The organism is Nocardia jiangsuensis (genome assembly GCF_042650385.1).
Lineage (GTDB): Bacteria > Actinomycetota > Actinomycetes > Mycobacteriales > Mycobacteriaceae > Nocardia > Nocardia jiangsuensis.
Genome location: NZ_JBHSAX010000014.1, coordinates 834,688 through 847,433, shown reverse-complemented (window position 1 = coordinate 847,433; position 12,746 = coordinate 834,688). Strand labels below are relative to the sequence as shown.

At 70.0% G+C, this 12,746-nt stretch carries 12 protein-coding genes and 3 tRNA genes; 8 read left to right on the top strand and 7 right to left on the bottom strand.

What is annotated here, in order from left to right; genetic code table 11:
• Nucleotides 1-305 precede the first annotated feature (305 nt).
• On the top strand, nucleotides 306-617 hold the full coding sequence (locus tag ACFO0B_RS18225; RefSeq protein WP_378613657.1) for a helix-turn-helix transcriptional regulator: 312 nt from the start codon (nucleotides 306-308) through the stop codon (nucleotides 615-617).
• 185 nt (nucleotides 618-802) lie between these two features.
• On the opposite strand, the gene ACFO0B_RS18220 is transcribed toward ACFO0B_RS18225, so the two are convergent.
• From ACFO0B_RS18220 to ACFO0B_RS18210, 3 genes are all read right to left on the bottom strand, one after another.
• Nucleotides 803-875: transfer RNA gene (locus ACFO0B_RS18220), tRNA-Arg, on the bottom strand.
• A gap of 36 nt (nucleotides 876-911) precedes the next feature.
• Nucleotides 912-1,001 (bottom strand) — tRNA-Ser (locus ACFO0B_RS18215).
• A gap of 88 nt (nucleotides 1,002-1,089) precedes the next feature.
• A complete protein-coding gene (locus ACFO0B_RS18210; RefSeq protein ID WP_378613656.1) occupies nucleotides 1,090-1,806 on the bottom strand; it encodes a dienelactone hydrolase family protein in 717 nt (238 codons plus the stop codon).
• Nucleotides 1,807-1,954: 148 nt separating this feature from the next.
• Here ACFO0B_RS18210 and hisC point away from each other — a divergent pair, with 148 nt between their 5' ends.
• Nucleotides 1,955-3,034 carry a histidinol-phosphate transaminase gene (gene hisC, locus ACFO0B_RS18205; protein WP_378613655.1) on the top strand — a complete coding sequence of 360 codons (1,080 nt, stop codon included), beginning with the start codon at nucleotides 1,955-1,957 and terminating at the stop codon, nucleotides 3,032-3,034.
• Here the strand turns inward: hisC and ACFO0B_RS18200 are convergent.
• Nucleotides 3,031-4,062, bottom strand: a complete 1,032-nt coding sequence (locus ACFO0B_RS18200) for an alpha/beta hydrolase (protein ID WP_378613654.1) — start codon at nucleotides 4,060-4,062, stop codon at nucleotides 3,031-3,033. The two genes, hisC and ACFO0B_RS18200, sit on opposite strands and share 4 nt — an antisense overlap.
• Before the next feature lie 165 nt (nucleotides 4,063-4,227).
• Here ACFO0B_RS18200 and ACFO0B_RS18195 point away from each other — a divergent pair, with 165 nt between their 5' ends.
• Nucleotides 4,228-5,346 (top strand): nitric oxide synthase oxygenase, encoded by a 1,119-nt coding sequence (locus tag ACFO0B_RS18195; protein ID WP_378613653.1) that lies wholly within the window; start codon nucleotides 4,228-4,230, stop codon nucleotides 5,344-5,346.
• Between the two features lie 15 nt (nucleotides 5,347-5,361).
• Here the strand turns inward: ACFO0B_RS18195 and ACFO0B_RS18190 are convergent.
• Both ACFO0B_RS18190 and ACFO0B_RS18185 read right to left on the bottom strand, forming a co-directional pair.
• Nucleotides 5,362-5,449: transfer RNA gene (locus ACFO0B_RS18190), tRNA-Ser, on the bottom strand.
• Between the two features lie 29 nt (nucleotides 5,450-5,478).
• A complete protein-coding gene (locus ACFO0B_RS18185) occupies nucleotides 5,479-6,654 on the bottom strand; it encodes an alpha-hydroxy-acid oxidizing protein (protein ID WP_378613652.1) in 1,176 nt (391 codons plus the stop codon).
• A 103-nt stretch (nucleotides 6,655-6,757) separates the two neighbouring features.
• On the opposite strand from ACFO0B_RS18185, the gene ACFO0B_RS18180 reads away from it, so the two are divergent.
• Complete coding sequence (locus ACFO0B_RS18180; protein ID WP_378613651.1) at nucleotides 6,758-7,732, top strand: NAD(P)H-quinone oxidoreductase; 975 nt, start codon at nucleotides 6,758-6,760, stop codon at nucleotides 7,730-7,732.
• A gap of 1 nt (nucleotide 7,733) precedes the next feature.
• Here the strand turns inward: ACFO0B_RS18180 and ACFO0B_RS18175 are convergent, their stop codons facing one another.
• Nucleotides 7,734-8,936 carry a cysteine desulfurase-like protein gene (locus ACFO0B_RS18175; protein ID WP_378613650.1) on the bottom strand — a complete coding sequence of 401 codons (1,203 nt, stop codon included), beginning with the start codon at nucleotides 8,934-8,936 and terminating at the stop codon, nucleotides 7,734-7,736.
• Between the two features lie 229 nt (nucleotides 8,937-9,165).
• Between ACFO0B_RS18175 and ACFO0B_RS18170 the strand changes: the two genes are divergently transcribed.
• From ACFO0B_RS18170 to glfT1, 4 genes are all read left to right on the top strand, one after another.
• Entirely contained in the window at nucleotides 9,166-9,747 is a 582-nt protein-coding gene (locus tag ACFO0B_RS18170) for a bacterial proteasome activator family protein (RefSeq protein ID WP_378613649.1), read from the top strand.
• A 235-nt stretch (nucleotides 9,748-9,982) separates the two neighbouring features.
• Nucleotides 9,983-10,810, top strand: a complete 828-nt coding sequence (wzm, locus tag ACFO0B_RS18165; RefSeq protein ID WP_378613849.1) for a galactan export ABC transporter permease subunit Wzm/RfbD — start codon at nucleotides 9,983-9,985, stop codon at nucleotides 10,808-10,810.
• Nucleotides 10,811-10,817: 7 nt separating this feature from the next.
• Nucleotides 10,818-11,645: a galactan export ABC transporter ATP-binding subunit Wzt/RfbE gene (wzt, locus tag ACFO0B_RS18160; protein ID WP_378613648.1), complete on the top strand. Its 828-nt coding sequence runs from the start codon at nucleotides 10,818-10,820 to the stop codon at nucleotides 11,643-11,645.
• Between the two features lie 71 nt (nucleotides 11,646-11,716).
• On the top strand, nucleotides 11,717-12,667 hold the full coding sequence (gene glfT1, locus ACFO0B_RS18155) for a galactofuranosyltransferase GlfT1 (RefSeq protein WP_378613647.1): 951 nt from the start codon (nucleotides 11,717-11,719) through the stop codon (nucleotides 12,665-12,667).
• The last annotated feature ends 79 nt before the right edge of the window (nucleotides 12,668-12,746 follow it).

Genomic DNA, 12,746 nt, shown 5'->3' with positions numbered 1-12,746 from the left:
CGATACGCACCGGTAAGGCGAGGCTCAGCAATTCCCCATCATTCACTCCGAGATCGCCTGATTAAAACCGACCTGTCGGTAATACTATTTCTACCAGGGCATTTGCCGGTAGTTGAAAGTGGTACCAAGGTTTACGGGCAAATTGCACCGAGGTGGCGGAACACGTTCCATTCAGTCGGTCAACGGTGGTACCAGTTCTGGTATCTCGCGACGAACCATTCGTCCTGCGACACTGAGTAACGTCGGAAAGTCGGGGTCCGACAATCTCACCGATCAGCACGAGCACTCCCATAAGGAACGACGTCATGACTGCAGCCACCGCGCCGCTGGGCGCCCTGTCCGGAATCCACCTCGGCCGTCACCCCGGCACCGCCGCACAGCCGCAGCGGCCCCAGCCCAAGCTGAGCCCGCGCGAGATCGAGGTGATGCTGCACTGGTTCGCCAACGACTCCAAGACAGCGACCTGCAAGGAGCTCTACATCACCATGGGGACGGTGAACACCCACCTGAACCGCATCCGCGACAAGTACCAGGCCATCGGGCGGCCCGCCCAGACCAAGGCCGCGCTGCTCGCCAGGGCGCTGCAGGACGGTCTGATCCTGCTCGAGGATCTGTAATCAGCGTATGAGCAACTGTTTTCGCAGCCCCCGGGAGTCAACTCCCGGGGGCTGTTCCACGCCGGCGATCCATCGCGGCTCGGCAGGCAGTCCCAGCGGGGCCGGGCCTGCGGGATCAATTCGCCCGGACTCGGAAAGCAGTTCACCCCGCCACCGGCTTTCGCTGGTGGCGGGGTGAACTTCTGTGCGCCCGAAGGGACTCGAACCCCTAACCTCTTGATCCGTAGTCAAGTGCTCTATCCATTGAGCTACGGGCGCATAGCCTGTTCAGTTGTACACCCGGTTACCCGGGCTTGGCGGAGGCGAGAGGATTTGAACCTCCGGTCCCCGTGAAGGGACAACTCATTAGCAGTGAGTCCCATTCGGCCGCTCTGGCACGCCTCCTGGAGCCTTCTCTTCGAGGGCACCGGCCCTTTCGGACCACCGAGCAGAAAGATTACAGCAGCCTACCTCGGCATACCAAAACGGCTGGTCAGCGCAGATTACTGTCGAACCAGTCGAAGATTCTGGTCTGCGCGTCGACGCGGACGGGGTCGTCGTCCTCGTCTTCGGCGGGGCGGTCGGCGCGGTGCTTGGCATCGGGGTAGGTGACCACGAGGGTGGCGACGGATGCCGCCGCGCCGGCGTCGCGGAGCTTCTCGACGTCGTCGGCGGGGTCGTCGGCGCCGAAGAGGCCGAGCCAGGGGGCCTGGAGGCGGGGGGCGGCCTGGACGAGGGCCTCGGCTTCGGCGGCGAGCGGCTCGGTGAGGCCGCGTGCGGCGACGCTCACGGCGGCGCCGATGGGGCGGTTGGTGGCGACCAGGAAGGCGGCGGTGCCCGCGGTGTCGAAGCCGAGCACGCCGACGCAGTCCGGGAAGACGCCGTGTGCGGTGAGCCAGTCGAAGCAGGCGTCGAAGTCCGCGAACAGTTCGTCGCCGAAGACCTCGTGCTCCGGCTCGCCGGTGACCCGGTGGAAGAGATCGGGGGTGACGACGGTCCAGCCTTCGGCGGCGAGCGCGGTCATGAGGTCGCGGAGGCCGGGACCGCGTTCGCGCGATTCGTGCAGCAGCACGATGCCGCCCCTGGCGTTGCCCTCGGGTTCGAGCACGGTGATGGGGACGCGGTCCACGGGGCTGCTCGCGGTCGTCTGGTCGCCATCCGCCCCGTCACCGCGGCGTAGCGGGGCGATGTCGTCATAGGTGCCCGGCATGAATCAAGGGTAGGCGTACCTGCCGGTATCTGCGAGAATTTCCACGTCGGAGCGGCGGACGCGCCCGATTTTTCCGGTTGCTCGGCGATTCGGCCGTCGGCCGCGTGCGGGATGTCGGCGGCAGCCACCCGCGGCCTAGGCTGGGAGGGTGACCGCGCACATCCGCCCCGACCTCGCCACGATCCCCGCCTACGTCCCCGGCCGGGACCACCCGGGGGCGACCAAGCTGGCCAGCAACGAGACCACGTTCGGTCCGCTGCCCGCGGCGGCGAAGGCGATCGCCGAGGCGGCCGAGCTGGCGAACCGCTACCCGGACAACCACGCCGTCGAGCTGCGCACCGCGCTGGCCGCGTTCCTCGGGGTTCCGGTGGAGCGGGTGGCGGCGGGCTGCGGCAGCGTCGCGCTCTGCCAGGAGCTGGTGCAGATCACCTGCTCCTCCCCCGCCGACGAGGTGGTCTTCGCCTGGCGCTCGTTCGAGGCGTACCCGATCGTCACGCAGGTCGGCAACGCCACGGCGGTGCCGGTGCCGCTCACCCCCGAGCTCACGCACGACCTGGACTCCATGGCGGCGGCGGTCACCGAGCACACCCGGTTGATCTTCGTCTGCAACCCGAACAACCCCACCGGCACCGCGCACGGCAGGGCCGCGCTGGAACGCTTCCTGGACGCGATCCCCGCGCGCGTGCTCGTTGTGCTGGACGAGGCCTACTTCGAGTACCTCCGGCTGACCCCGCAGGACCATCCGAACGGCGTCGAGATCGCCCGCGACCGGCCGAACGTCGTCGTGCTGCGCACCTTTTCCAAGGCATACGGGCTGGCCGGGCTGCGCGTAGGCTACGCCGTCGGCGACCCGGCGGTGATCACCGCGCTGATGAAGGTGCACATCCCGTTCAGCGTGAACCGGGTGGCGCAGGCGGCGGCCATCGCCTCGCTGGAGGCCCGCCCCGAGCTGCTCGACCGCACCGGGGCGCTGATCGCCGAGCGCGACCGGGTGCGCGACGCCCTGGTCACCGCCGGCTACCCGGTGCCGCCGAGCGAGGCGAACTTCGTCTGGCTGGCGCTCGGCGAGCACAATGTGGCGTTCTCCGAGGCGGCGGCCGAGGCGGGGGTGCTGGTGCGACCGTACGGCGGGGACGGGGTCCGGGTGACCACCGGCGACCCGCACGAGAACGATCGGTTCCTGCGCTTCGCCACCGACCCGGCGGTCAAGGCCCGTTTCGCGGCCTAGAGCTCCAGGCCGGCCGCGACGGTCGGCCAGGAGATCTCGAGTTCGTCGGCCCAGTAGGGCCAGGAGTGCGTGCCGGTGGCGCGCAGGTGCGTCGTCACGGCGATGCCGAGCTCCTGGAAGCGCGCGGTGAGCCGGCGGGTGCAGTTGCCGGTGCCCGCCTCCAGCAGGCCGCCGAGGCCCATATTGCCGGGGTAGTCGGGGTTGTCCGGGCCGTCGTAGACACCGGGTAGCCCGCTGCCCGCGGAGAGGTAGATCGCCTTGCCGCGCAGCGCCGCCGCGTGCAGCACCACGTCGTGCTGCAGCCAGTCCGGGTGGTCGGACGGGCCGAACATATTGTCCGGGTCACCGCCGTAGGTCGCGATCACCGCGCGCGCCTCGGCCTGCCCGAGATCGGTGCCCATGCTGAAGCATCCGCTGTACCCGGCCACCGACCGGTACAGCTCGGGGTGCCGGATCGCCAGCATCATGGCCGCCTCCGCGCCCATGGAGACACCGGAGACCGCGTTCCGGCCGTTCCCGGCGAACCTGGCGTCGATCGCGGGCGGCAGCTCCTCGGTGAGGAAGGTTTCCCAGCGGTTCAGCCCGAGGACCGGGTCCGGCTGCTGCCAGTCGGTGTAGAAGCTGGCCGGGCCGCCGACGGTGAAGACCACGTTCACCGGCTTGTCCTCGTAGAACTCCGCGGCGCGGCCCTTCTCCAGCCAGTTGTTGGTGTCCGGTTCGGCGCTGCGGCCGTCCAGCATGTAGACGGTGGGGCGGGGCTGCGAGCGGTCGCGCGGGAGCAGCACGATCACCTCGACCTCGCGTTCCATGGCGGGTGAGTCGACGAAGACGCGGACCCTGCGGTCGTCCACCGCCTCGATCCGGCGGATGGCCGGGGTGGTCGGCGGCGCGGTGCCCGCCTGCTCGGCGGGCGCGGGTGTCGCAGCGGAGCCGGACTCGGGCGCGGCCTGCGCCACCACCGCGCCGGTCGAGAGCGCGAGGGTGACAACGGCGCCGGCGCAACCTCGCCGCAGGACAGAACCACGCATAACGGCCATCCTGCCAGAACCCGCGAGACCGACCGGTCACTCATAGCGTGTCGGCATCGTTAGGGGTACGGACGGACCGGTACCATCCCGCGAACCCGCCCGACCCCGCTTATGGTGGTGGCGCTTGTGCTCGATCTCAGTCAGTTCCGACCGCCGGAGACAACTGTGAGTTCAGCGTTACCCCTGTCGCCGCCCGAATCGCCGGTCTGCTCCGACCTGCCGCGCCGGCTGCGCGACTGCCTCGACTTCTTCCGCCTGCCCGAACTGGCGCACCTCACCTCGGAACGCGGCGTCGGCGCCGCGCTCGAGCTGCGCTTCAACGGGAGTTACACGCAGACGCCGGAAGAGGTGCTGATCGGCGCCCGGCTCGCCTGGCGCAACCACGCGCGCTGCGTCGGCCGGAAGCATTGGCGCTCTTTGAAACTCATCGATGCCAGGCAGGCGCGCACCGCCCGCGAGCTGGCCGATGCCTGCTTTCGGCACCTGCGCGAGGCCACCAACAACGGGGCCATTCAATCCACCATCACCGTCGGACCGCCGCGGCGCCCGGACGGTGCGGAGTTTCGGATTCTGAACTCGCAGCTGATCCGGTACGCCGGGTATCGCAAGCCGGACGGGACCGTCACCGGTGACCCCGGCAGCCTCGAGATCACCGACCTGGCACTGCGATCGGGGTGGCGCGGGGCAGGCACCCGATTCGACGTGCTCCCCCTGATCATCAGCACCCCCGACGAGCCGCTCGCCCGCTTCGACATCCCCGCCGAGCTGGTCCGCGAGGTGCGCATCGAGCACCCCGACCTCCCCTGGTTCGCCGAACTCGGCCTGAAGTGGCACGCACTGCCCGCCGTCTCCAACATGGACCTGGAGATCGGCGGCGTCACCTACCCCTTCGCCCCCTTCAACGGGTGGTACGTCGGGTACGAGATCGGCGCCCGCAACCTCGCCGATCCCGAGCGCTACGACATGCTCCCCGTGGTCGCCGCGCACCTCGGCCTGGATACCTCGCACCCGCGCACGATGTGGCGCGATCGGGCGTTGATCGAGCTGAATCGCGCTGTACTGCACAGCTTCCGGGCCGAGCGGGTGGCCATGGTGGATCACCACACGGTGGCGAAGCAGTTCTGCGAGCATGTCGAGAAGGAGGCGTCCGCCGGCCGGCGCTGCCCCACCGACTGGTCCTGGATCAACCCGCCGCTCTCGTCGGGGTTGGTGCCGACATTCCACCGCTACTTCGACGAGCCCGAGCCGGAACTCCGCCCGAATTTCGTCGCGCGAGGGATGTAGCACTGTTCGGTTCGCTGGCGGAGACGGAGGGATTTGAACCCCCGGTCGCTCTCGCGACGCTCGCTTTCAAGGCGAGTGCATTCGGCCGCTCTGCCACGTCTCCAGTGCTGTCGATGGTAACGGACGACCCGCTCAGCGGACGATGGAGAGCAGCGAGCGGTCCAGGCCGGTGACGCTCGCGGAGCCGGAAAGGCCCAGGGCGGAGTCGAAGTCGGCGAGCAGGACGCGGAGGGCGTGCCGGACGCCGTCGCGGCCGGCCAGGCCGAGGCCGTAGACCCAGGGGCGGCCGTAGAGGACGGCCTTGGCGCCGAGGGCGAGGGCGATCAGCGCGTCGGAGCCGGTGCGGATGCCGGAGTCGAAGAGCACGTCGGCGCGGTCGCCGATGCCGGCGACGACGGCGGGGAGCGCGTCCAGGGCGGCGATGGCGCCGTCCACCTGGCGGCCGCCGTGGTTGCTGACGATCACCGCGTCGGCGCCCGCGTCGACCACCCGGCGGGCGTCGTCGGGGTGCAGCAGCCCCTTGACGGCGATCGGGAGGTCGGTCCATTCGCGCAGTTTGGCGAGGTCGGCGGGGCGCAGGGCGTGGTTGCCGAAGAGCCCGACCCAGGTCAGGATGGCCATCCGCATGGCGTCGTCGGACTCCTCCGGCGGGGTGGCGAGCTTGGCGCGGAAGAGCGGGTCGGAGAGGTAGTTGGCGATGCCCTTGCCGAGCAGGAAGGGCAGGTGCGCCTGCTCCAGGTCGCGCGGGCGCCAGCCGAGCGCGGGGGTGTCGGCGGTGACGATGATGGCCTTGGCGCCCGCCGCCTCGGCGCGGGTGACGAAGGAGCGGGCGAGTTCGTCGTCGGCGGGCCAGTAGAGCTGGTACCACCAGTCGCCCGCGGCGGCGCCGACCTCCTCGATGGTGCTGGAGGAGGCGGTGGAGAGCACCATGCCGAGCCCGAGTTCCTTCGTCGCCTCGGCGACCAGCACCTCGCCGCGTTCGTGCAGCAACTCCAGCACGCCGACGGGGGCGGTGAGCACCGGCGCGGCCAGCCGGGTGCCGAGCACCTCGACGGCGAGGTCGCGGGCGCCGGGGGCGGTGGTGCCGCGCAGCATCCGGGGCAGGATCCGGTAGTTGTCGAAGGCCGCCTCGTTGGCGGCGGCGGTGCGCTCGGCGGAGGCGCTGCCCGCGACGTAGGCGTACGCCTCCGGCGGCAGTTCGCGCCGCGCCCGCTCCGCCAGCCCGGCCGCCGTCATCGGCAGATCCGGGCGCAACCCGCCGAGTCCGCCCAGGTAGATCTCGTTCTGGAAGTCGACGAAGCTGCTCACGCGGGGAACGCTAGTCCGTCGGCGTGCTCCGCGCAGCCCCCCGCGCGGATCGGCGAACGCGGGTCGGCGGCATGATCCGGCACCGAGCGGGCAGGATGGAACCGTGCGCGCTGTGCGATTGACCGGATTCGGTGGCCCCGAGGTGCTGACCTGGGGCGAAACGCCCGACGTCACCCCTGCCCGCGGTGAGGTGCTGATCGAGGTGGCGGCGGCCGGGGTGAACCGGGCCGACCTGCTGCAACGTCAGGGCAACTACCCGCCGCCGCCGGGGGCGAGCGAGACGCTCGGGCTGGAGTGCTCGGGGGTGATCGCGGAGCTCGGCGACGGCGTCCGGGATTGGTCGGTCGGCGACCGGGTCTGCGCGCTGCTCTCCGGCGGTGGCTACGCCGAGCGGGTCGCGGTGCCCGCCGGCCAGCTGCTCCCGGTGCCGGAGGGGCTGGATCTGGCCGCCGCGGCGGGGTTGCCCGAGGTCGCGGCCACGGTGTACTCGAATCTGGTCAGCACCGCTGGGCTGCGCGCGGGGCAGCTGCTGCTCGTGCACGGCGGCGGCAGCGGGATCGGCACGCACGCCATCCAGCTGGCGAAGCAGCTCGGGGCGCGGGTCGCGGTGACCGCGGGGTCGGCGGCGAAGCTCGCGCGCTGCGTCGAGCTGGGCGCCGATATCGCGATCGACTACAAGAACCAGGACTTCGTCGAGGTGCTGCGCGAGCACGGCGGCGCCGACGTCATCCTGGACAATATGGGCGCGGCCTACCTGCCCCGCAATATCGAGGCGCTGGCCCCGCACGGCCACCTGGTGGTGATCGGCATGCAGGGCGGCGTCAGGGCGGAGCTGAATCTCGGTGCGCTGCTGCGCAAGTGGGGCACCATCCACGCGACCAACCTGCGCGGCAGGCCCGCAACGGGGCCGGGCAGTAAGGCCGAGGTGATCGCGGGGGTGCGGAAAGAGGTCTGGCCGCTGGTGGCCGCGGGCGCCATCGTCCCGGTGATCCATGCCGAGGTGACCGATCCGGCCGAGGCGCACCGGCTGCTCGACGGCTCGGACACCGTCGGCAAGGTGCTGCTCACCCTCGGCTAGCTCACTCCAGCGCGGAGAGCGCCCGGCCGAGCTGGTCGATCTCGAAGCGGGTGGTGTACGGGGCGAGCCCGACGGTCACCGCGCCGCCCTCGTCGTTCACGCCGAGCGCGTCGAGCAGCCTGCTGCCGCCGTGGATCCCGCTCACGGTGCCGATCCTGGCATCGGCCAGCTTGGCGGCGACCTTCTCCGCCTGCATCCCGGCGACGGTGAAGCTCACCGTGGGAATGCGGGTGGAGGCGCGGCCGATCACGGTGAGCCCGGCGATCCGATCCAGCACCTCCATCAGGTGCTCGAAGAGCTGGTCGTGGTAGTCCTGCAGCGAGGTGATGGAGATTTCCAGCCGCTCGCGCCGGGTGCCGCGGGCGCGCTCGTCCAGCCCGGCGAGGAAGTCGATCGAGGTGGTCAGCCCGGAGAGCAGCGCGTACGGGTGGCCGCCGACCTCGAGCCGCTCGGCGCCCTTGGCGTAGGGGTTGAGCGACATGGACGGGATCCGGTCCAGGAACGCGGGGTCGCGGAAGACCAGCGCCCCGACCTGCGGGCCGCCCCAGGACGGCGCGCTCAGCGCGACCACGTCGGCGTTCAGCTCCTCGATATCGATCAGCGCGTAGGGTGCGGCGCCGAAGGCATCGGCGACCAGCAGCCCGCCGACCTCGTGCACCCGGTCTGCGGCGACCCGCACCGACGGCGCCGAGCCGACGATCGGCGAGGCGGCGGTGAGCGCGACCAGCCGCGCGGTCGGGCCGATCAGCTCCTCGAACTGCCAGGCGGGCATCTCGCAGGTCTCGATCTCCACCTCGGCCCAGCGCACGTGCGCGCCGTAGCGGTTGGCGATGCGCAGCCAGGGCGCGACGTTCGCCTCGTCGTCGAGGCGGGAGAGCACGATGCCGGTGCCGAGCCCGAGCCGCGAACTGAGCGATTCGGCCAGCCAGGCGAGCAGCGCCGCGCGGTCGGGACCGAGCACGACACCCGCCGGGTCGCCGCCGACCAGATCGGCCACCGCGACCCGAGCCGCCTCCAGAATTCCGGCGCTGCGCGCGGCCGCCGGATGCCTGCCGGTATGCGAGAAGGAAGACGTCCGAAAACCGGTCGACACCGCGCGCGACACCGAATCCGGCACCAGCATGCCGATCTGGGGATCGAGGTGAATCCAGCCGTCGCCCAGGGACGGAATGAGGCCCCGCACCCTCGCGACGTCGTAAGTCATGTCGGCCACTCTAGGGGCACCGACCGAGGCTGGGTAACCACGTTGCTCCGCTCCCGTACCGAGGAGTAGGGCGACCTGGGAATCAGCATGGCAATCGACTCGGCATGACAATCGACTTTCCGCAGGAATCCGTTGTTCGCGACCCGAACAGGATAGAACGCCGGGCCGTAACCGGAGGTGGGTACAGGTCAGGTGGTCACCTCGCCGGGCACACGACATGATGGAGCACATGACGCCATCGGACGAAACCCCGAATTCCGTCGTCGTGATCGGTCCGGACGGGCAGCCGCTGAGCATTCCCGTCGAGGCAGGCGCCCCCGACGGCCAGGAATCCGACGACCAGGAGCAGAAGGAAGAGGCGGGCGAATCGCTCGCGGACATGGTCGAGCAGCCCGCCAAGGTGATGCGGATCGGCACCATGATCAAGCAGTTGCTGGAGGAGGTGCGCGCCGCCCCGCTGGACGATGCCAGCCGCAACCGGCTGAAGGAGATCCACAAGTCCTCGGTGCGCGAGCTGGAGCAGGGCCTCGCGCCCGAGCTGCGGGACGAGCTGGAGCGGCTGACGCTGCCCTTCACCGACGACACCGTTCCCACCGACGCCGAGCTGCGGATCGCGCAGGCGCAGCTGGTCGGCTGGCTGGAAGGGCTGTTCCACGGCATCCAGACCGCGCTCTTCGCCCAGCAGATGGCGGCGCGGGCGCAGCTGGAGCAGATGCGCCAGGGCGCGCTTCCGCCCGGCCTCGCGGTCGCCGACCCGCGCGGCGGCGGGCCGCACACCCAGGCCACCGGGGGTGCCGGTCAATATCTCTGAGAAACAGACCGATCAGCACCTGCCGGGAACGGGCGGCGATGCACCCGGCGGCATCCCGGCGGGCGGGCGCGCCGGGGTAAGGTCTGGCACCGTGCCCGCAGCTGCTGCTCGCCCCGACTCGGACCGGGAGAACACCGCCCCGACGGTGGATGCCTCCGTGCCAGAGGACACCGTCGCGCAGGCGGAGAAGGATAGTACCGCGCCCGCGCCGAACGACCTGCTCTCCGCACCGCCGATGAAGTCCGACTCCCAGACCTTCGCGCGCGCCTTCGGCGACTTCCGCACCGGCTTCTCGCAGCGCGAGCTCTGGCTCTCGCTCGGCTGGCAGGACATCAAGCAGCGCTACCGCCGCTCGGTGCTCGGCCCGTTCTGGATCACCATCGCCACCGGGCTGCAGGCGACGGCCATGGGCGTCCTCTACTCGATGCTGCTGGACCAGCCGCTGCGCGAGTTCCTGCCGTACGTGACGGTCGGGCTCATCGTCTGGAACGTGATCAACGCCAGCATCCTGGAGGGCGCCGACGTCTTCATCGCCAACGAGGGGCTGATCAAACAGCTGCCGTCGGCGCTGAGCGTGCACATCTACCGGATGGTCTGGCGGCAGCTGCTCTTCTTCGCCCACAACATGGTGATCTACCTGGTGATGCTGGCGGCGTTCGGCGTCTGGGAGGACGTGAGCTGGGCAAGCCTGCTCGCCATCCCCGCCATCCTGCTGCTCTTCCTGAACTGCATGTGGGTGTCGATCTTCTTCGGCATCTTCAGCACCAGGTACCGGGACATCGCACCGATCCTCGGCAGCACCACGCTCATGCTCTTCGTGCTGACCCCGGTCATGTGGACCACCTCCACGCTGGAGAACCAGATGGGGGCGGGCAGCGACCGGGCCAGGCTGGTCGAGCTGGTGCCCACCTTCCACTACCTGGAGATCGTGCGCGCGCCGCTGCTCGGGGAGCCGCAGGCGCTCCGGCACTGGGTGATCGTCGGGGTGATCACGCTGGCCGGCTGGGCGGTGGCGATCCTGGCGATGAAGCAGTTCCGTTCGCGCGTCCCGTACTGGGTATAGGAGCCCGATGACCGACCGTGTGAGTATCGAAACCCATCAGGCGTGGGTCGAGTTCCCGATCTTCGACGCCAAGTCGCGGTCGCTGAAGAAGGCGTTCCTCGGCAAGGCCGGCGGCGCGATCGGGCGCAACCAGTCCGACGTCGTCGTGGTGGAGGCGCTGCGCGACATCACGCTCTCGCTCGAGGAGGGCGACCGGATCGGGCTCGTCGGGCACAACGGCGCGGGCAAGTCCACGCTGCTGCGGCTGCTCTCCGGGATCTACGAGCCGTCTCGCGGCAGCGCCCGGATCCGCGGCCGGGTGGCCCCGGTCTTCGACCTCGGCGTCGGCATGGACCCGGAGATCTCCGGCTACGAGAACATCGTCATCCGCGGCCTCTTCCTCGGCCAGACGCGCAAGCAGATGATGGCCAAGATCGACGAGATCGCCGATTTCACCGAGCTCGGCGAATATCTCTCGATGCCGCTGCGCACCTATTCGACCGGTATGCGGGTGCGGCTCGCCATGGGCGTGGTGACCTCCATCGACCCGGAGATCCTGCTGCTCGACGAGGGCATCGGCGCGGTCGACGCGGAATTCATGAAGAAGGCGCGCAAGCGGCTGCAGGAATTGGTGTCGCGCTCCGGCATTCTGGTGTTCGCGAGCCATTCCAACGAATTCCTCGCGCAACTGTGCGATTCCGCGCTGTGGATCGACCACGGGCGTATCCGGCAGCACGGCGGAATCGAGGAAGTGGTGCGGGCCTACGAGGGCCCGGACGCGGGGAATCACGTGGCGCAGGTGCTGCGTGAACTGAACGCCGACGGCGGCAAGGAACTGGAGCCCAACCAGGCATGAGCGAGTCAGGCCCGAAGGCGGGAGCGAAGCGCGGCCACGCAGGGCCCTCGATCGTGCCCAGAAAGCACAGCATGAGTGAGTCACCCGATGGCGTCGAGGAGTTTGAGGAATTCGTGCCGCCGGGCACGGGGCCGGACAAGCGGATCATCGCGGTGGTGGTGACGCACAAGCGGCGCGAACTGCTGGCTGAGTCGCTGAAGGCGGTCGGCTCGCAGTCCAGGCCGGTCGACCACCTGATCGTGGTGGACAACGGCAACGAGGACGAGGTCGCCGAGCTGGTCGCGCAGCAGCCGATCGAGGCGACCTACCTGGGCTCGCGGCACAATCTCGGCGGTGCGGGCGGCTTCGCGCTCGGCATCCTGCACGCGCTCACACTCGGCGCCGACTGGGTGTGGCTGGCCGACGACGACGGCAGGCCGGAGGGCCCGGAAGTGCTCTCCACCCTGCTGACCTGCGCGGAAAAGCACGGCCTCGCCGAGGTCTCGCCGGTGGTCTGCGATATCGACGACCCGGACCGGCTGGCCTTCCCGCTGCGCCGCGGCGTGGTCTGGCGACGGCTGCGCTCGGAGCTCGGTGACGACGACTTCCTGCCCGGCATCGCCTCGCTCTTCAACGGCGCGCTCGTCTCGGCCCAGGCGGTCGACCTGATCGGCGTGCCGGACCTGCGGCTCTTCGTGCGCGGCGACGAGGTGGAGGTGCACCGCAGGCTGGTCCGCTCCGGGCTGCCCTTCGGCACCTGCCTGCAGACGGCGTACCTGCACCCGAACGGCGCGGAGGAGTTCAAGCCGATCCTGGGCGGGCGGATGCACACCCAGTACCCGGACGACCCGGTGAAGCGATACTTCACCTACCGCAACCGCGGCTACCTCATGTCCCAGCCCGGGATGCGGAAGCTGCTGCCGCAGGAGTGGATCCGTTTCTCCTGGTTCTTCCTGGTGACGCGGCGGGACCCGGCGGGGTTGAAGGAGTGGTTCCGGCTGCGCTCGCTCGGGCGCAACGAGCACTTCGGCAAGCCGGATTAATTCGGTTGCGCCCGCGACCGCGGGCTGCGAGGGTAGGCGGCAACCGAACGAGCGAGGAATGGAGGTGTGCACTGTGACC